This is a genomic window from Bordetella sp. MIP270_01_BMS, assembly GCF_054958705.1.
In genome coordinates this window covers 3,492,759-3,510,277 of sequence record NZ_CM143297.1, presented here as the reverse complement: position 1 = coordinate 3,510,277, position 17,519 = coordinate 3,492,759, and the positions used below count along the sequence as shown (strand labels likewise).

Genomic DNA, 17,519 nt, shown 5'->3' with positions numbered 1-17,519 from the left:
CACGATGACAGCAGAAAACTACATGGTGGCCTTGGCCACCATGTATGAAGCCCCCAGCATCGAGCAGAGCCGCTTTGAACCGATAGGCGACCAATCGACCGAGATTGACAAGGAAAACGAGACAGCGGCCTTTGTGACTCGTCCAGCCCCCAAGCTAGAGATCGAAATCAAGCCGTCGAGAAATACGGACACCACCAGCGGCGGTACTGGCAGGTCACCGTTCGCTGAGGCAGCAGGGCTGTTTTAATACGCGCCGGGCCGGTTATGCAACACAGGCCCGGCACTTCCACTTGATGCAAAAGAGGTGCATGAAATGACAATTCAGAATACTACTCAAACAGTGCAGCAGGCAGCAACGCTGTTGGCTGGAATGGACTGGCTCGACCAGGACACAGCAAAGGAAATTGCGACTATGGCGGAGGCGGTCGCCAACATGTTCATGGTGCTGTTCTACCAAGCCGAGTCAGGAAAAGCCACGCGGGACGACTTCCGTGAAGCGCTGGACGCGGTGCGGCAGTCACTCGGAACCGAGTAGTACGCGTACCAAGAACAACAAGGGCGGCCACCGGCCGTCATTTTCGCTTTCCATCGTCCCCCTACCCTATGCCATGCATGGCTCTGGCGTGCGCCGCGACTTCGCGAGCGTGTTCAATATAGGCCATGTCGTCGGTGGCTTCAGCGTGCGCCAGATACGCGGCTACGGCTTCGGTCGTTTGTAAATCCTCGGCCAACAATTCACGTCCCACAGCCGGCGCATCTACCCATTCGCGTTCTTCCGGCGGCAGCGGATACACGCCGGCGGCTTCGGCTCCAGTCAGCAGTTCGGCCAACGTGTAGCGCGGGCGGTTCATTGGCGGGCCTCATCGAGCCAGGCCAGCGTTTCGGCATCGCGGGCAACCACGCGGGTCAGCAGCTCATGTACAAGGGTTACCATGCTGATGCCGCGAGCGGCCAGGATGGTCATCGCTTCGGCCTTGACGTCCGCCGGCACGGCGGCGCTCACTGTTTTCATGGTCATCTATCTCCCCATCTTCAACTCGATACTAGCCTATTGTTCATCAAACGGTGGTTTGCTCGACACCCTTTCTATGCGCCTTTGAGGCGTCGTTCAAGCCATCGTTGGGTGTCAAGGTGCTTGTTGGCTTTTCAATATTCGAATTCTGTCAACGAATCAATGCGTACGGCACGTCAGAGTACTGAGCGGACGAGCATCATCGATGATTTCACCAGTTCAGTTCTAGTCGGGGACGAGGGGTGGTTCAACAAGGGCAATCGCTGCGAGCTTGCCAGCCGGCCATTACGCGCGGCTTGGTCAGGTCTACGACTCCGCGCACACAAGATCCGGAGTTCAGCTGGATGGAGCAGATGGTAAACTTGACCAAACTTTGGAACCCTTCGCCATCTAACGCCAAGCGAGTCGCCTGACATGAACCAACCCGATAGCGAAATTCTCACGCTGGATGAAGTAGCGGCCTACCTCAAAGCAGGAAAGAAGACCGTGTACCGACTGGCCCAACAGGGAGAGATACCGGGATTCAAGCTGGGCGGGACCTGGCGGTTTCGTCGCAGCGAATTAGATCGCTGGATTGCCGCGCAGATAGCCGAGAAAACGCAGGACAAAATATGAGTACCCCGCAGAACAGCAGCAGCCAAGCGGCCCAGCTCAGACGTAGAGCTGAACGCCCATGAACGCTGTAGAAATCGAACAAGCCATCACCGATCTCGCGGAGCAACCGTTCGACGGTGCAGAGTTTCCCTATGCTTTTCTTGAGGCGTTCGGCAACAAGGCGACGACCATCAAACGCCTTCGCGCCGGGGCGTCGAACAAATCTGATCTCGGCGGTGTTCTCCAGACCAGCAACATCCACATTCTTACCTGCGATGCTGGGCGAGTGACGCAGATGCTTTCCGCTCTCAAAGCCAGCCCGGCGACAGCCAAAGCCAAAGCAAAGTTTATCCTCGCCACAGACGGCACGAACTTCGAAGCCGAAGACCTGACCAGCGGCGAGACCGTCGCTTGCGCCTTCAAGGACTTTCCGGACCACTTTGGCTTCTTCCTACCGCTGGCGGGCATCAGCACCGTTCGCCAGATCAGCGAAAACGCCTTCGACATCCGAGCCACCAGTCGACTCAACCGCCTGTACGTCGAACTGCTGAAAGACAACCCCGATTGGGGCACGGCTGAGCGTCGCCACGACATGAACAAGCTGATGGCGCGGCTTATCTTCTGTTTCTTTGCCGAGGACACCGACATCTTCGTCGGCAAGGGACGCTTCACCGAAACCGTCGCGCAGATGAGCGCCAGGGACTCTTCGAACACACACGAAGTTCTCGCCACGCTGTTCCGCGTCATGAATACCAAGCGCGAGGACCGGGCTGCCGCGAAAATTCCCCGCTGGGCCGAAGACTTCCCCTACGTAAACGGGCAGTTGTTCTCCGGTGGCGACGAGGTGCCGAGGTTCAGCAAGATTGCCCGGTCCTATCTGCTGCACGTCGGAGGTCTCGACTGGACCAAGATCAACCCGGACATCTTCGGCTCGATGATCCAGGCCGTCGCCGAGGATGAGGAGCGCGGCGAACTGGGAATGCACTACACCAGCGTCCCCAACATCCTCAAGGTGCTCAATCCGTTGTTTCTCGACGACCTGCGTTCCAAGCTGGAAGTTGCGGGAGATAACCCACGCACCTTGCTCAACCTACGCAAGCGCATCGCCAAGATCAGGGTCTTCGATCCGGCCTGCGGTTCGGGCAATTTCCTGGTCATCGCCTACAAAGAAATGCGCGCCGTCGAGGCCGAGATCAACCGACGACGGGGCGAACCAGACCGCGCATCAGAAATTCCACTCACGAACTTTCGAGGGATCGAGCTGCGCGACTTCCCTGCGGAGATTGCTCGCCTCGCACTGGTCATCGGCGAGTACCAGTGCGACGTGCTGTACCGAGGTCAAAAGCTGGCCTTGGCCGAGTTCCTGCCCCTGCGTAACGAGAACTGGATCACCTGTGGCAACGCGCTACGGCTGGACTGGTTGAACATCTGCCCACCGACCGGAACCGGTGTTAAGGTGCGAGCCGATGATTTATTCGGCTCTCCGCTCGACCAAGCTGAGATCGACTTCGACAACGAAGGCGGTGAGACGTACATCTGCGGCAATCCGCCGTATCTTGGGAGTCAGTGGCGAAATGATGCACAACAAGATGATATGGACGCGGTGTTTTCGCGCGAGACAAAGACCTACAAAGATCTCGACTATGTAGCTGCGTGGTATTTGCAGGCTGCGCGCTATTGCGCGACCGAAAACGCTGACTTCGCTCTGGTTGCGACAAAAACAATTTGCCAAGGGATTCAAGTGGCGTTGCTGTGGCCCCTAATCCTAAGTCGCGGTTTGGCAATTTTCTTCGCCCACCGACCATTCACTTGGGGCAACTTGGCCAAAGACAAAGCTGGAGTTACATGTGTAATCGTTGGCGCGTCCAAGAGAACCATTCGACCAAAGAGAATATTTGAAGGGGAGACAACCAAGGAGGCGGACAACATTGGGCCATATCTCATAGATATGCCCAATGTCATCGTTCAGAAGCAAACTTTGCGATCAGATGGCCTCCCAATCATGGACTATGGAAATAAGCCGTCTGATGGCGGCAACCTAATCTTCGAGGACCGGCAAGGCGTTGATACCCTGTTGCAACGATATCCTGAGGCAGCGCACCTCATTCGCCGCTATGTAGGCTCACAGGAGTTCGTCAGATCGACCGCACGGTATTGTCTTTGGATTAAAGACGAAGACCTCACCCTGGCAATGAGCATACCGACCGTTGCGGAAAGACTCGCGCAAGTTCGGGCACTTCGGATGGCGAGCAAGGGAAAACAGTCGAACGACAACGCGAAGACGCCCCATCGTTTCGTATACGCCCCTCATCGTGACGGAAGTGCGCTCATTGTTCCTAGGGTCACATCAGAGAATCGCCCATACCTACCTTGTGGATTCGTTGACGGCGAAACAGTGGTGGCTGATACAGCAGCCGTGGCGTATGACGCTCCAACGTGGATGTTGGCAATCGTTGCAAGTCGTCTGCATCAACAGTGGATTGCGACCGTATGCGTCAGGCTGAGAACCGACTACCGTTACTCCAATACCCTCGGCTGGAACACCTTCCCGGTTCCAATCCTTACCGAGAAAATGAAGGCCGACCTCACGCGCTCCGCTGAGGACATTCTGCTGGCACGGGAGCACCATTTCCCCGAGACCATCGCAAACCTGTACGACCCTGAGAACATGCCGTCCGACCTGCGCGCTGCGCACGAGCGTAACGATGAGATACTGGAGCGCATCTACATCGGTCGGCGCTTCAAGAACGACACCGAGCGGCTGGAAAAGCTGTTCGACCTCTACACCAAGATAACGGCGGCAGCGGACAAAGTACCGACGAAGAAAGACATGGCGAAAAGAGCAGCCGCGAGGAGGAGGGCATGAATCAGTTTGAGCCTTTGCAGCCAGCATACGATTTCTCCCCCGTGCCTGAGCCTGTCCGTCTGCTCCAGGGGCCAGCTGAACTGGAGTGGCGGGATAAGAGCTATTCCGGAAGCGCTGACGTGTTACTGCAATTTCTTCCCAGTCCACGTGTGACCCTTCATGCGTCGCTTCAAGGCGCGACGGAGGCAGAAGCATTTCGTTTTTGTTTCGATGAATCGAGGGATCGATCGCTTTCCTTCAATGGCCAGAAGATCGAGGGGTTTTGTGTGAAGTGCAAAGCACATGACGCCATATTGGAGCTGAATTGGATGCCGCGGTTCGAGCCAGTGGTGTCGGGCGACATGCACTCCAAGACGTCGGTTGCGGCAACCTTCCACCTCTTCAACTTTCCTGATTTCCGGGGTGGCCAGCATCAGAAAGCTGCACCTGCAGGATGTGCTTTGTTAGTTCTGGAATCTGAAGAATGGAGAATTTCTCTTCAAGAACTACCGGATGGTGCTACGCGTGAAGCTTGGAATCGAATCAAAGCCGAAGGTGGTTGTTTCCTGACGCATGTGGTGAAGCTAGAGCGCAAGGACAGCGAGCAGTTTTCGGGGGACGATGCCAGCGAGCAATGCCATCTCCTTAACAACTTCCTCTCGTTCATCAAAGGTGGGAAGTGCGCGCCTGTATGTGGGGTGGGAGTCGATGCTGCAGGCGCGACGACGTGGAAGACCTTTGCTTCCCCGCATGCTATTAAGCCGCCTTATTCATGGTTCAACCCGTTCAAAGCGAGTCAGGCTGAACTTCTCTTCCCGCTGTTCGTAAAGCGTTGGCAGCAGTCGGAGGAGTGGAGGGACTGTCTGCGATCTTCAATCTACTGGTATGCACAGGCCAACACGAATGGCGGTTCGCCGGGCATCGATGCGGCTATCATCCTGGCACAGTCTGCCTTGGAGCGATTGGCATACCACTACCTTGTTGTGGATCGCAAGATGATCTCTGGCAAAGGTTTCGATGATTTGCGTGCTTCCGATCGGCTGCGAATGCTTTTCGCCGTGTGTGGTATTCCGAGCGAGATCACGGATACCACACCGGACATACGTCAAGCGAATGACGCTTTCAGAAAAGAGTCCAAGTGGATGGATGCGCCGCACGCCATCACAGACATCCGAAATTCTCTGGTTCATCCCGTTAGCAAAAAGAAAGTACACGGTTGCTACGTAGATGCATGGAAGTTGAGCCTGTGGTACCTGGAGCTGTCTATGCTGGCCTTGTGCAGCTACGACGACACCTACACCAGTCGGTTGGCGGCGAAATACGTGACCGAATCAGAGACAGTGCCATGGGGAAAGAAAGCATGAGCGACAAGACCAGATCCGTACCGTCCGTTTCCGTCACCTACGCTCGCAACGGCGTATCAACCAAGGCCAATGCACTTGGTATGCGGCCCATGCAAGAGCGGGCCTACGAGAAGCGGGGAGAGCAATACCTGCTTATCAAGTCGCCGCCAGCATCGGGTAAGAGCCGTGCACTGATGTTCGTGGCACTCGACAAACTCGAGAATCAGGGCATCAAGCAGACCATCATCGTCGTGCCTGAAAAGTCCATCGGGGCCAGTTTCAACGACGAGCCGCTTTCGACGTATGGATTCTGGGCTGACTGGCACGTCGAGCCAAAGTGGAACCTGTGTAATGCGCCGGGCAACGACAACGGCGGTAAGGTCAGGTCGCTGGGTGCGTTCCTCGGAAGTGGCGACAAGGTGCTGGTCTGCACCCACGCGACCTTCCGCTTCGCGGTCGATGCTTACGGCATAGAAGCATTTGACAACCGTCTGATTGCCGTCGATGAGTTCCATCATGTGTCGGCTAACCCAGACAACAGGCTTGGTCAGCAACTGGGGCAGTTCATCGGGCGGGACAAGGCGCATATCATTGCCATGACCGGTTCCTACTTCCGGGGTGACGCGGAGGCCGTCCTCGCTCCTCAGGATGAGTCGAAATTCGATACCGTCACCTACACCTATTACGAACAGCTCAATGGCTACGAGTACCTTAAGCAACTCGATATCGGTTACTTCTTCTACAGCGGCCCCTACGTCGATGACATCCTCAATGTCCTCGATTCCGCCGAGAAGACCATCATCCACATTCCCAACGTCAATTCGCGCGAGAGCACGAAGGACAAAATCAAGGAGGTCGAACACATTCTCGGCGAGCTTGGCGATTGGCAGGGTGCAGACCCTGCGACTGGTTTCCAGCTAGTCAAACGCCTTGATGGCCGAGTGCTGCGTATCGCTGACCTGGTAGACCCAACCAGCCAAGGCAAGATACAGGAAAGCCTTCGCGCGGCAGAAATGAAGGTGGATCGCGACTATGTGGACATCATCATCGCGCTCGGCATGGCGAAGGAAGGTTTCGACTGGATCTGGTGCGAACACGCGCTGACCGTGGGCTACCGTGCCAGCCTGACCGAAGTTGTGCAAATCATCGGCCGCGCCACCCGGGATGCACCCGGCAAGACCCGCGCCAGGTTCACCAACCTGATCGCTGCCGTAGATGCTACCGATGAGGCTGTCACTGAGGCCGTCAACGATACCTTGAAGGCCATTGCGGCAAGCCTGCTGATGGAGCAGGTATTGGCGCCGCGCTTCGAGTTCAAGCCCAAGAATCCCGACAGCGGTCCGACGCCGGGCTTTGACTATGGCGATGGAGGGTATGACCCGGATCGGTGCAATTTCGGTGTCAATGAGCACACAGGGGTGTACCAGATCGAGATCAAGGGCTTGGCCAATCCCAAGAGCAAAGAGGCAGCGCGAATCTGCCAGGAAGACTTGAACGAAGTGATTGCGGCCTTCGTGCAGGATAAGCCCACCATAGAGCGAGGCCTGTTCGACGAAGAGTTAATTCCCGAAGAGCTGACCCAGGTTCGCATGGGCAAGATCATCAAGGACAAGTATCCCGAACTTGACGCTGAAGACCAGGAGGCAGTACGCCAGCATGCCATCGCTGCCCTCAACCTTACCCAACAGGCCAAGCGGCTTGCCACCGAAGGCGAGAGCGACGGGGTGCTCAACACTGCCTTGATCGACGGCGTGCGTCGCTTTGCGATGGACGTGCGCGAGTTGGACATCGACCTGATCGATCGCATCAATCCCTTCGGCGAAGCTTATGCCATCCTTGCCAAGACCATGAGCGAGGACAGTTTGAAGCAGGTCGCGGCAGTCATTTCGGCCAAACGCACCTCGATCACGCCTGATGAAGCGAAAGTGATCGCCAAGCGCGCGGCTGAGTTCAAACGTGAACGTGGGCGGCTCCCATCGGCGACTTCGCAAGATGCCTGGGAAAAGCACCTTGCCGAAGGCGCGGCCGCATTCATGCGTTTCAGGGCGGAGGGGCGCTATGAGTAACTCCGACCTTGACGATCTGGCGGCAGAACTGGCGGACTTCGCGCCGCCTAAAAAGGAAAAAGGACGCTCCGCCAGCGAGGAACGTGTCATCGCTGGCTTTGAAGAAATCCAGCGCTTCACTGAGCAGCATGGGCGTGTACCTCAGCATGGTGAAGACCGCGATATATTCGAGCGTCTGTATGCCGTGCGCCTCGACCGTCTACGAGCGCTCCCGGAATGTCGCGCCTTGCTTGAACCGCTTGATCATCAGGGCTTGCTTGCTGGGCCATTGGTAACTTCCGGTTCGACGGATGAAACTATCGACATCGACGATCTGGCCGCCGAACTGGCGGATGTTGTTAGCGTGGACGACATCACGGTCTTGCGCCATGTCCGTACCAGTGCCGAAAAGCGCGCAGCCGAGGAGATTGCGGATCGCAAGCCGTGCGAGAATTTTGATGCGTTCAAACCGCTTTTCGATCAGGTGCGCAGTGATCTGAGTTCAGGTTTAAGAGTGACCCGACCTTTCGGTCAGTACGCAACGATTGAAGTGGGCCATTGGTTCATCCTGGACGGTCAAACGGCGTATGTAGCAGAGGAGGGTGAGGAGTTCGATTCGCCACAGGGGAAGAAGGATGCTCGGCTGCGTGTCATTTTCTCGAATGGTACGGAAAGCAACCTGCTGCGGCTGTCCCTGGCCCGTGCTTTGTACAAAGACGAAACAGCGCGTCGAATTACTGATCCAGACATGGGGCCCTTGTTCAGCGATTCCTTGGAAGAGGGGGATCTGGAAAGTGGCACCATTTATGTGTTGCGCTCGCTATCCGACAACCCCTATGTGGCCGAGCATCGTGATGTCATCCACAAGATTGGTGTCACCGGCGGCAAGGTAGAGACGCGCATCGTCAACGCTGAACACGACTCTACCTACCTGTTAGCGAAGGTCGAAGTGGTAGCGACCTACAAGCTCGCAGGTATCAACCGCATCCGAATGGAGAGCCTATTTCACAGGCTGTTCGCTTCAGCACGGCTGAACATCACCATCAATGACCGCTTCGGCTATCCCGTGCAGCCCGCGGAGTGGTTCCTCGTTCCGTTGTTTGTCATTGATGAGGCTGTTGCACGTATCCAGGATGGAAGCATTACCGGGTATATCTACGATCCCAAGGCTGCCAAGCTGATGAAAACATAGATAGCGCAAATGTATGAATACCCCTGGCGCTCCTACTAGCACGCCCGACCGACGGCAGACTGGCGACTTGGCCTGGCGTGCTGTCGAGAGGGGAGCCCGAGCTCCGACAGGCCTGTTATTTTGGCGCTTGGAAGCATATGGGTGCCTGACCTGTCGCGCTAGGGATTAAGAGAGATAGAGCAAGAGTCCGGTCACCAGTGAGTGGCCTGCATACGTCAGCAAGGGAGGCATATGCCAGCGTCGCAGTCTGAGATGTTCAGTCTAGGAAATTTATACGTCGCATATCGGAAGGCAAAGGCAGAAGCGTTTTATGAGAACACGCACTTTCATGCCCTAGCCTTTACAAAGTATGAGCAGACTCTAGATACCAATCTCCGTCGGCTCCGGTCACGCCTGTTGGAACACTCTGCTACGTGGCCGACCGATCTGGATTTCATCGGCGATCATGCTTACTTGCCGAAATCCGTCGATTGCAGCGCATGGGACGCGAACAACGATGGCCACTTCCGTGCGCTTGATCCCAGGCAGGACTGGCAGCACCGCTTCGATGAGTCGGGAGAGAGAGCTCTCGCCGCGCTTCGGCTTGTCATTAGGCCGACGGTCGATTTCCAGATCGTGTCAGCTCTGTGGATCATTTTCGTAGGACATCTGTTTGACGCGGTATTGGATCGAACAACCTCTTTTGGCAATCGGCTTAGGAGATCAAGCAGCGGGCTTCCCGACGAGAGAGTCAGTGCTCCTGGGGTCGTAGGGTCCCCCGTCAAGTAGACGACGGCTGATAGAGATTCGGAGCAAGGGTTAGCCGAGGCATAAACTGCACCGGCGGGACGTCGCCCAGTGATTCATGTGGGCGGTATTCGTTGTAATCGATTAGCCATTGTTCGGTGATGGCCTGCACCTGCTGCAGATTAGCGAACAGATGAGCGTCGAGCACCTCAGTGCGATACGTCTTGTTGAAGCGCTCGATGAACGCATTCTGATTCGGTTTTCCGGGCTGGATATAACGCACGGCGATGCCTCTGGCAGCAGCCCATTCGGTGAACGCCAGCGAGACCATCTCCGGCCCGTTGTCCAGCCGTATGGCCTCAGGAGCCCCATAGCAATTGATCAGGCGGTTGAGCACACGGATCAGGCGTGCCGACGGGATGGATGTGCCTACCTCGATGGCCAGGCACTCCCGGTTGGCCTCGTCGATCACGTTCAACGTCCGGAAGCGTCGGCCACAGTACAAGGCATCATGCATGAAATCTAATGCCCAGCAGCGATTTGGCTCCAGGAAATGGTCCAGCGGCTGACGGGGCCGGTCAGTCAGCCGTTTCTTGCAGCGTCGAGGCAAATTCAATCCCATCTCGCAGTACACCCGGTGAACCCGCTTTTTGTTCCAGCAATGGCCATCGAGCCGCAGCCGTGTGAAGCACTTCCAGAATCCCCAACGCCCATGCCGGGTCACGATGGCATTGAGCGCATCAATGACCTCGGCATCGCGCTGCTCTGCCGGAGTTGGCCTCTTGTAGTACGCCGCCCGCGACAGGCCAGCAATCTGACAGGCACGTGTGATCGAGAGCTTCGATTCCACCAACTGCTCGACGACCCCGCGCCTGGCTGACGGCGTCAGGATTTTCGGTTCAGCACATCCTTGATCGCTGAGTTCTCCAGGGCCAGATCCGCGTACATGCGTTTGAGCTTGGCGTTCTCCGCTTCAAGCTCACGCAGGCGCTGCAACTCGGACACCTGCACGCCCGAGTATTTGCTCTTCCACTGGTAGTACGTGGCGCTGCTGATGCCGTGCTTGCGGCACAACTCGACGACCGGGATGCCGGCTTCGCCTTCTTTGAGCACCGCAACGATCTGGCTTTCGGTAAATCTGCTTTTCTTCAAGGGAGTCTCCGATGGAAAGGAGGCTCCGAAATTCTACTGGCTGACGTCTACTCTGAGGGGGATCCTACGAGTCAAGACATCAAAATCAAGCTCTCGGGGCTGCTTGATGCCCCATCTCGACATCCGCTAGGCACACCGAGTCCCTTGCCGCAAACGACTCTCGATTGTTTGCCTACTCCGAAGCGCATTAGTCAAGCTTCACGCGGTACGCCGACCTCGATCGAGCAAGCTCCCGCGCCTTAATCAAGCAGCACTGACTTTGGTCGCCCCACCTGGTCCGTTTCAGATCCTCTTCGAAATCCCAAAGCCCCCAGCGCCACCTGAGCATCCACACCCGCATTCGCACCCGCAGCAACCTACCTAATCCCCCCAAGCACTGCCCATCCCCCATTTACTCCACCCCCAACTCCGACTAAACTAATTTGCGATATACGAATTTATTTTCGTATTGCGCAAACAACTAGGGGACATAATGGCGAGTACAGGCGCAACGGTCGGGACGACCGCGATTTCCAGGGTCGAGGCGGACCGCGTGACGGTGCGGGGTAAGGATCTGGCTGGCGAGCTGATCGGCAAGATGTCCTATACCGCGTATTTCTTGTTCCTCTTGACGGGCAAGGAACCGTCGGACGCGCTGGTCAAGCTGGCGGACGCCGCGATGGTGGCCATTGCCGAGCACGGCTTTGTCCCTTCCATCCAGGCTGCCCGCATGACCTATGCGGCCGCGCCTGACGCAATGCAGGGCGCGGTCGCGGCAGGGCTGCTGGGTTGCGGTCCGGTGATTCTGGGCGCATCTTCCGAGGCCGGAGAGTTCCTCGCCGAGATCCTGGCTCATGCGCAACGGGAGAACATCTCCACCAAAGAGGCTGCCGCTGCGCTCCTGCGCGCACGCAAGGCTGCGCGCCAGCCTGTGCCTGGCTTTGGCCACCCGATACACCGTGAGGAAGACCCGCGTTCGACCCGTTTGCTGGCCTATGCGCGCGAGCTGGGCGCTGCGGGCCCTCATGCCCAGGCGCTCGAAGCCATCGTCGAGACGCTGCAGGAATCCTACGGGCGGTTCCTGCCGATGAATGTTTCAGCGGCGATCCCGGCGGTTTTGCTGGATGCGGGATTCCCGCTGCACGCGTTGTTGGGCATACCCATGGTGGCGAGAACGGGCTCGCTGATCGCGCATCTCTACGAAGAAAAACAGACCCGATTGGGCTTCAAGCTCGCAGCGCGGGCCGAAGAGGGAGTCCGCTACGAAACCACCGGCGATACCAGCGCTGCGGCGGGACGGTCATGACAACCGGTGAGCTTTCCCCGCAAGCGGTCGTCGCGCTCTATCCGGCGCATGATTACTCGCTGTCGTCACTGCTGCAAAGCCGGATCGCAGCGGTGCCGGACAAGTCTTTTCTTGAGTTCGAAGATCAACGCTGGACCTACGCCGAGTTCGGGCAGCAGGTCGATCGGACCGCCGCGTGGCTACGCCGGCGCGGTATCGGGCCGGGCGATCGTCTGGGTGTGTTCTCTCAGAACCATCCCACGACGGTGGTGCTGCTGTTTGCGTTGGCCAAACTTGGCGCCATCATGGTGCCGCTGAATCCGGACTTCGGTGTGGCCGAGGCGCGTTATGCGTTGGACAACGCCCAAGTCGCCGGTGTGGTGTGTTCGCCTCGCAATTGGCCACGCGCGTGCGAGGCCTGCCGCGATATGTCGTCGCCACCCTGGATGGTACTCAATCAGGCGGCCGCCGAGATCGGCGATGCACTGGTCATGGGCGACGAGCTCGAGGCAGGCGAAACGCTAGCAGCAACAGGGACTGCGGACGACACGTGCCTGTTCATTTATACGTCGGGCACGACCGGATCGCCCAAGGCCGCAATGCACGGTCAGCTGGGCTATGTCCTGACGGCGGAAGCCTTTGTCGTGCGCATGCACCTGCAGCCGGATGAACGCGTGCTGTGTGTTCTGCCTCTGTTTCACATCAACGCGCTGTTTTATTCGGTGGGCGGCACGCTTGCCGCAGGCGCGACGCTGGTCCTGGCGAGCCGATTCTCTGCGTCGTCGTTCTGGAACACGGTGCATGACACCGGGTCGACCACCTGCAACCTCATCGGTGCCGCGGCTTCGATTCTGGTCAAGCGCGACCGCAGCGAGTTCAGGCCGGGTCATCGCATGCGGAAGATGTTCATCGCACCGCTGGACGCGCAACTGGTGCAGGCGTTCAATAATGAGTTCGGCGTCAAGGACCTCATCGAGTGCTACGGCATGACGGAAATTCCTGGGGTTATCTCGAATCCGTTTCCGGGGCCGCGCAAGCTGGGCAGCATGGGGCGCATTTCTCCCCACCTGGCCGCGCATCTGCCGCAACCTGAACTGCGGGTGGTCAATGAGAATTTCGAGCCCCTGGGCAGCGGCGAACGCGGCATTCTGCTGGTACGCACGCCTACGGTCATGAAAGGCTATTACCGTGATGCCGAACGCACGAACCAAGCATTTCATGACGGCTGGTTCATTACGGGCGACCTGGTATGGCGCGATGATGATGACTTCTACTGGTTCGTTGCCCGCCAGCGCGATGTGATCCGATGCCGAGGTGAAAATATCGCCGGCGCCGAACTCGATCGCGTGATCAGCGCCCACCCCGAGGTCATGGAAGCCGCGGTCATCGGGGTGCCGAGCGAGCTTGGTGAAGAAGACATCTTCGCCATTGTGGTTCGCCGCGCCGGAACGACGCTGACGCCGGAAGGCATCGGCGAATGGGTGGCGCGGCATCTCGCCCCTATCAAGATTCCCAAATACGTGGCTTTTGTGGATGCGTTACCCAAAACACCCACCGAGCGCGTGGAAAAGTTCAAGCTCAAAGCCGATTCAGCGTTGTTCAGTCGCGCCACAAAGATTCAAATCTCGTCCCCTGACCATACGTCGCGGTAGGCCGCAGAGGCAAGCCGCGCAAATCACCTTGCACTGCCCATCACGGAGGAAGACATGTTCAAGATCAATAAACTACGCAGCACCTTGGGCGGCATTGCCCTGGCGTCATGCATGCTCGCGACAACCACGGCCTATGCCCAGGACTATCCCTCGCAGCCAATTCGGATGATCGTTCCTTATGCTCCCGGCGGCGCTACCGACATCATTGGGCGCATGGTGGGCAAAGCCCTGTCCGACAAGCTCGGCCAGCCCGTGGTGGTAGAGAACCGCTCGGGCGGCAATACGAGTATCGGTGCCGCCTCGGTGGCGCGTGCCGCGCCCGACGGCTACACCGTGCTGTTCACCAACGATGCGACGTTCGTGCTGAACCCGGCCATTTTCAAGACCATGCCCTACAAGCTTGAGGACCTCACGCCGGTAGGCACCGTGTGTTATCTGAATCTGGGCATGGCCGTCAATACGAGCACGCCGGTCAACAACATGAAAGAGCTCGAGGCCTACACCAAAGACAACCCTGAGAAGTTCGCTTATGGGTCGTTCGGCGTGGGCAGCCACCCGCATTTCATGGGCGAGATCTATAACAAGATCACCGGATCGAACGTCACCCACGTGCCATACAAGGGATCTTCGCCTGCGGTGGTCGATGTCGTCGGAAACCAGACCCTGTTCACCTTTCCGGCGCTGGCCACCATCCAGGGCCACGTGAAGGACAATCGCATCAAGGTGCTTGCCCTGTCCGGCGACGAGCGTTCGCCGCTGATGCCTGATGTACCCACATTCACCGAGGCGGGCTATCCCGACTTGAACATCGGCAGCTGGTATGGGTTCCTCGCGCCAGCAGGTACGCCGAAGGCCATCGTGGACAAGCTCAACACGGCGCTGGGAGAAATTCTCGACGACCCCGAGGTCACCAAGAACCTGATCGCGCAGGGAACGATTCCCTTGAAGCTGACGCCCGCGCAAATGCAGGAAAGAATGCAGGAAGAGATCCAGCGCATGAAGGCCGTCGCCCAGTCGGCGAACATCATTCTTGAGTAAGGCGCTAACCGGGTAATCGCGCCACCACTGCTGTACGGCGCGGCGGCCCGGCTGCCTACTTGACCGAGGCCACTGTCAGGGCGGGGTAGCGGATCAGTTGTTTGCTGATCTGCCGCGCCGCCCTTTGCAATGGTTCGAGCCGCGTTTCAACCAATTTGTCGCGGGTGACTTTGGTCGAGTCGGTTGAACAGTTGATGGCCGCGACCACGCGGCCGTGCTGGTCGCGCACGGGCACGGCGATGGCAATGGTGCCAAGCCCGATGGCGTCCTGTGCAATCGCGTAATCGTTTTCGCGTGCGGCCAGACAGAGGGCAAGGACCTCTTCCCGGCTGACGGGCGTCTTGTCGGTGAAGGCCGGGAACGGCGCGCCACGCAGATAGGCCTCAAGCTCGTTGTCGGGCAGGCTGCCCAGCAATACGTATCCCGTCGAGGCGCCGTGCGCCGGCATGCGGGCCCCTACGTGTTGGCGCAGACGCGCCGGCCGGTTGCTGGGAATGTGCACCACGTACACGACGTCATTGCCATCGAGCACGGTCAGCGAAGACGCATCGTGAAAAACGTCGACGACCTCTTGCAGGTAGATCTGCGCGACTTTGTTGAGATTCATGGACTCAACAAACGCGGCCCCCAATTGCAGCACGCGCGCGGTAAGCACAAACCGGCGTCCATTCTGCTTGACGTAGCCAAGCGCGACAAAGGTCAACAACGACCGACGCACCGTCGCGGCGGTCAGCCCCGTCTTGGCCGCCACCTCGCTGAGCGTCATTTCCGGCGTGCTGCCTGTGAAGGCCAGCAGCACGCGGATGCCGCGGGCAAGCGCAGTGACAAAATCGGGATGGGATTCATCGAGAGGCATGGCCGGATTATACGAAGAGCCCGAGCGGCCCGCCTATCAGGCTTGCGCCTGCCCCAGCCCACTGTCCAACGCTCGCCCTCCGGACCTCATGCAGCTATAGTGACAGGACCCGGATGCTGTTTGAAGGGTCATATCCAGGCGAAACCAAGGGAGGACAGATGGCACAAGACCCCTTAGAGAAGAAAGATCCGATGATCCCGGATGGGCAAGTAAACCCCATCGACACGGATTATCAGGTGGGGCAAGACAACATCATCGTCAATGTGGGGCCGTTTGGCCTCGACATCCACAACCCCGTATTCGGCGTGGCGGCGGGGCTGGTGATTGTATTTGTGGCGTTGACGCTCGGGTTTCATGATCAGGCCGAGCTCTTGTTCAATGGGATGAAAGACTGGCTGACTTCCCACCTGGACGGCTTCTTCCTGGTGGCCGGCAATGTCTTCGTACTGGCATGCCTGGTTATCGCCTTCTCGCCGTTGGGCAGGGTACGCCTGGGCGGCACGGAAGCCAAGCCCGACTACACCTATGTGGGCTGGTTTTCCATGCTGTTCGCCGCCGGCATGGGCATCGGGCTGATGTTCTTCGGGGTCTCCGAACCGCTGACGCACTTCGGCACCGCGTACGGCGGCATCGAGATGGCGGATGGCGTGCGTACCGACTGGGCGCCGCTGGGTGCCGCCGCGGGCGACGCCCAGGCCGCAGCGCGCCTGGGCATGGCTGCCACGATCTACCACTGGGCCCTGCATCCCTGGGCCATCTACGCCGTGCTCGCGCTGGGCTTGGCCTTGTTCTCGTTCAACAAGGGCTTGCCGCTGACGATACGCTCGGTGTTCTACCCGCTGCTGGGCGAACGCGTCTGGGGCTGGCCCGGACACTTGATCGACATCCTGGCCGTGCTTGCAACGCTGTTCGGCCTTGCTACCTCGCTGGGTTTTGGCGCCTCGCAGGCCAGTTCGGGCCTGCACTTTCTGTTCGGCACCCCGGAAGGCGTCGGCGTCCAGATCGCGCTTGTCGTCGCCATCACTGCGATCGCGCTGTTCTCGGTGGTCGCTGGCCTGGATGCCGGCGTCAAGCGCCTGTCCGAGATCAACATGGCTCTGGCGCTGTTGCTGATGCTGTTCGTGATTGTCGTCGGGCCGACGCTGGCCATCTTCACGGGCTTTTTCTCGAATCTGGGCGCCTATCTGCAATACTTGCCGGCGCTGTCCAATCCCGTGGGGCGCGAAGACACCAATTTCCTGCAAGGCTGGACGGCGTTTTACTGGGCGTGGTGGATTTCCTGGTCGCCTTTTGTCGGCATGTTCATCGCGCGGGTTTCCCGCGGCCGAACGGTACGGGAATTCATTATCTCCGTGCTGATTGTCCCCACGTTGGCCTGCACGCTGTGGATGACGGTGTTTGGTGAAACCGCAATCTCGCAGGTTGTTCAGCAGGGCTATGAGGCCGCCCGCGATGCCGATCTGCCGCTGCAGCTGTTCATGGTGCTCGACGCCCTGCCCTTGAAGACCATCACCTCTTTCCTGGCCATCGTGCTGGTGGTCGTGTTCTTCGTCACTTCCTCCGATTCCGGATCCCTCGTCATTGACGTGATATCGGCTGGTGGCAAAGTCGACGCACCCGTTCCCCAGCGAGTGTTCTGGGCAGTGTTCGAAGGCCTGGTGGCCATTGCGCTGATCCTTGGCGGCGGGCTGGTCGCCTTGCAGGCGATGGCGGTCTCGACCGGCTTGCCTTTCACCTTGGTATTGCTGGTGGCAACCCTGGCCATCGTGAAAGGTCTGATGTCCGAACCCAGGCGCTGAC

General features: G+C 58.4%; 15 protein-coding genes. 11 read left to right on the top strand and 4 right to left on the bottom strand.

What is annotated here, in order from left to right:
* Positions 1-4: 4 nt before the first annotated feature.
* Both ACV17W_RS16470 and ACV17W_RS16465 read left to right on the top strand, forming a co-directional pair.
* Positions 5-247: a hypothetical protein gene (locus tag ACV17W_RS16470; protein WP_462593408.1), complete on the top strand. Its 243-nt coding sequence runs from the start codon at positions 5-7 to the stop codon at positions 245-247.
* 66 nt (positions 248-313) lie between these two features.
* The gene (locus ACV17W_RS16465) at positions 314-535 is read left to right on the top strand and encodes a type I toxin-antitoxin system ptaRNA1 family toxin (RefSeq protein WP_462593407.1); all 222 of its coding nucleotides are present in this window, start codon (positions 314-316) and stop codon (positions 533-535) included.
* Positions 536-596: 61 nt separating this feature from the next.
* On the opposite strand, the gene ACV17W_RS16460 is transcribed toward ACV17W_RS16465, so the two are convergent.
* Both ACV17W_RS16460 and ACV17W_RS16455 read right to left on the bottom strand, forming a co-directional pair.
* Positions 597-851, bottom strand: coding sequence for a hypothetical protein (locus ACV17W_RS16460; protein ID WP_462593406.1), 255 nt, complete (start codon positions 849-851; stop codon positions 597-599).
* Positions 848-1,012, bottom strand: a complete 165-nt coding sequence (locus tag ACV17W_RS16455) for a hypothetical protein (protein WP_462593405.1) — start codon at positions 1,010-1,012, stop codon at positions 848-850. The genes ACV17W_RS16460 and ACV17W_RS16455 overlap by 4 nt, the downstream gene beginning before the upstream one ends.
* Before the next feature lie 414 nt (positions 1,013-1,426).
* Here ACV17W_RS16455 and mads1 point away from each other — a divergent pair, with 414 nt between their 5' ends.
* The 5 genes from mads1 to ACV17W_RS16430 are packed head-to-tail and all read left to right on the top strand — an operon-like array spanning position 1,427 to position 9,031.
* Positions 1,427-1,627: a methylation-associated defense system helix-turn-helix domain-containing protein MAD1 gene (mads1, locus tag ACV17W_RS16450; protein WP_462593403.1), complete on the top strand. Its 201-nt coding sequence runs from the start codon at positions 1,427-1,429 to the stop codon at positions 1,625-1,627.
* 58 nt (positions 1,628-1,685) lie between these two features.
* On the top strand, positions 1,686-4,472 hold the full coding sequence (locus ACV17W_RS16445; RefSeq protein WP_462593401.1) for a class I SAM-dependent DNA methyltransferase: 2,787 nt from the start codon (positions 1,686-1,688) through the stop codon (positions 4,470-4,472).
* Positions 4,469-5,815 carry a hypothetical protein gene (locus ACV17W_RS16440; protein WP_462593400.1) on the top strand — a complete coding sequence of 449 codons (1,347 nt, stop codon included), beginning with the start codon at positions 4,469-4,471 and terminating at the stop codon, positions 5,813-5,815. The genes ACV17W_RS16445 and ACV17W_RS16440 overlap by 4 nt, the downstream gene beginning before the upstream one ends.
* On the top strand, positions 5,812-7,860 hold the full coding sequence (locus tag ACV17W_RS16435; protein ID WP_462593399.1) for a DEAD/DEAH box helicase: 2,049 nt from the start codon (positions 5,812-5,814) through the stop codon (positions 7,858-7,860). Before ACV17W_RS16440 ends, ACV17W_RS16435 begins: the two co-directional genes overlap by 4 nt.
* The gene (locus tag ACV17W_RS16430) at positions 7,853-9,031 is read left to right on the top strand and encodes a GIY-YIG nuclease family protein (RefSeq protein ID WP_462593398.1); all 1,179 of its coding nucleotides are present in this window, start codon (positions 7,853-7,855) and stop codon (positions 9,029-9,031) included. The genes ACV17W_RS16435 and ACV17W_RS16430 overlap by 8 nt, the downstream gene beginning before the upstream one ends.
* A gap of 760 nt (positions 9,032-9,791) precedes the next feature.
* On the opposite strand, the gene ACV17W_RS16425 is transcribed toward ACV17W_RS16430, so the two are convergent.
* Positions 9,792-10,909, bottom strand: a protein-coding gene (locus ACV17W_RS16425; RefSeq protein ID WP_462592677.1) for an IS3 family transposase whose coding sequence is annotated in 2 segments (ribosomal slippage) — positions 9,792-10,648 and positions 10,648-10,909 — 1,119 coding nt in all. Because the reading frame shifts where the segments join, the coding sequence is not laid out codon by codon here.
* Between the two features lie 472 nt (positions 10,910-11,381).
* Here ACV17W_RS16425 and ACV17W_RS16420 point away from each other — a divergent pair.
* From ACV17W_RS16420 to ACV17W_RS16410, 3 genes are read left to right on the top strand one after another with little or no spacing between them, the layout of a single operon-like run.
* Positions 11,382-12,194 (top strand): citryl-CoA lyase, encoded by an 813-nt coding sequence (locus ACV17W_RS16420; protein WP_462593397.1) that lies wholly within the window; start codon positions 11,382-11,384, stop codon positions 12,192-12,194.
* Positions 12,191-13,825, top strand: coding sequence for a class I adenylate-forming enzyme family protein (locus tag ACV17W_RS16415; RefSeq protein ID WP_462593396.1), 1,635 nt, complete (start codon positions 12,191-12,193; stop codon positions 13,823-13,825). Before ACV17W_RS16420 ends, ACV17W_RS16415 begins: the two co-directional genes overlap by 4 nt.
* Positions 13,826-13,879: 54 nt before the next feature.
* Positions 13,880-14,863, top strand: a complete 984-nt coding sequence (locus tag ACV17W_RS16410; RefSeq protein WP_462593395.1) for a Bug family tripartite tricarboxylate transporter substrate binding protein — start codon at positions 13,880-13,882, stop codon at positions 14,861-14,863.
* A 55-nt stretch (positions 14,864-14,918) separates the two neighbouring features.
* Here the strand turns inward: ACV17W_RS16410 and ACV17W_RS16405 are convergent, their stop codons facing one another.
* On the bottom strand, positions 14,919-15,719 hold the full coding sequence (locus ACV17W_RS16405) for an IclR family transcriptional regulator domain-containing protein (protein WP_462593394.1): 801 nt from the start codon (positions 15,717-15,719) through the stop codon (positions 14,919-14,921).
* 158 nt (positions 15,720-15,877) lie between these two features.
* Here ACV17W_RS16405 and ACV17W_RS16400 point away from each other — a divergent pair, with 158 nt between their 5' ends.
* Positions 15,878-17,518, top strand: coding sequence for a BCCT family transporter (locus tag ACV17W_RS16400; RefSeq protein WP_462593393.1), 1,641 nt, complete (start codon positions 15,878-15,880; stop codon positions 17,516-17,518).
* Position 17,519: the final 1 nt, after the last annotated feature.

What these genes read in the sequence shown, in the direction of transcription:
- ACV17W_RS16470 (WP_462593408.1), top strand. Translation starts at nt 5, where the DNA reads ATGACAGCAGAAAACTACATGGTGGCCTTGGCCACCATGTATGAAGCC.
- ACV17W_RS16465 (WP_462593407.1), top strand. Translation starts at nt 314, where the DNA reads ATGACAATTCAGAATACTACTCAAACAGTGCAGCAGGCAGCAACGCTG.
- ACV17W_RS16460 (WP_462593406.1), bottom strand. Translation starts at nt 851, where the DNA reads ATGAACCGCCCGCGCTACACGTTGGCCGAACTGCTGACTGGAGCCGAA.
- ACV17W_RS16455 (WP_462593405.1), bottom strand. Translation starts at nt 1,012, where the DNA reads ATGAAAACAGTGAGCGCCGCCGTGCCGGCGGACGTCAAGGCCGAAGCG.
- mads1 (WP_462593403.1), top strand. Translation starts at nt 1,427, where the DNA reads ATGAACCAACCCGATAGCGAAATTCTCACGCTGGATGAAGTAGCGGCC.
- ACV17W_RS16445 (WP_462593401.1), top strand. Translation starts at nt 1,686, where the DNA reads ATGAACGCTGTAGAAATCGAACAAGCCATCACCGATCTCGCGGAGCAA.
- ACV17W_RS16440 (WP_462593400.1), top strand. Translation starts at nt 4,469, where the DNA reads ATGAATCAGTTTGAGCCTTTGCAGCCAGCATACGATTTCTCCCCCGTG.
- ACV17W_RS16435 (WP_462593399.1), top strand. Translation starts at nt 5,812, where the DNA reads ATGAGCGACAAGACCAGATCCGTACCGTCCGTTTCCGTCACCTACGCT.
- ACV17W_RS16430 (WP_462593398.1), top strand. Translation starts at nt 7,853, where the DNA reads ATGAGTAACTCCGACCTTGACGATCTGGCGGCAGAACTGGCGGACTTC.
- ACV17W_RS16420 (WP_462593397.1), top strand. Translation starts at nt 11,382, where the DNA reads ATGGCGAGTACAGGCGCAACGGTCGGGACGACCGCGATTTCCAGGGTC.
- ACV17W_RS16415 (WP_462593396.1), top strand. Translation starts at nt 12,191, where the DNA reads ATGACAACCGGTGAGCTTTCCCCGCAAGCGGTCGTCGCGCTCTATCCG.
- ACV17W_RS16410 (WP_462593395.1), top strand. Translation starts at nt 13,880, where the DNA reads ATGTTCAAGATCAATAAACTACGCAGCACCTTGGGCGGCATTGCCCTG.
- ACV17W_RS16405 (WP_462593394.1), bottom strand. Translation starts at nt 15,719, where the DNA reads ATGCCTCTCGATGAATCCCATCCCGATTTTGTCACTGCGCTTGCCCGC.
- ACV17W_RS16400 (WP_462593393.1), top strand. Translation starts at nt 15,878, where the DNA reads ATGGCACAAGACCCCTTAGAGAAGAAAGATCCGATGATCCCGGATGGG.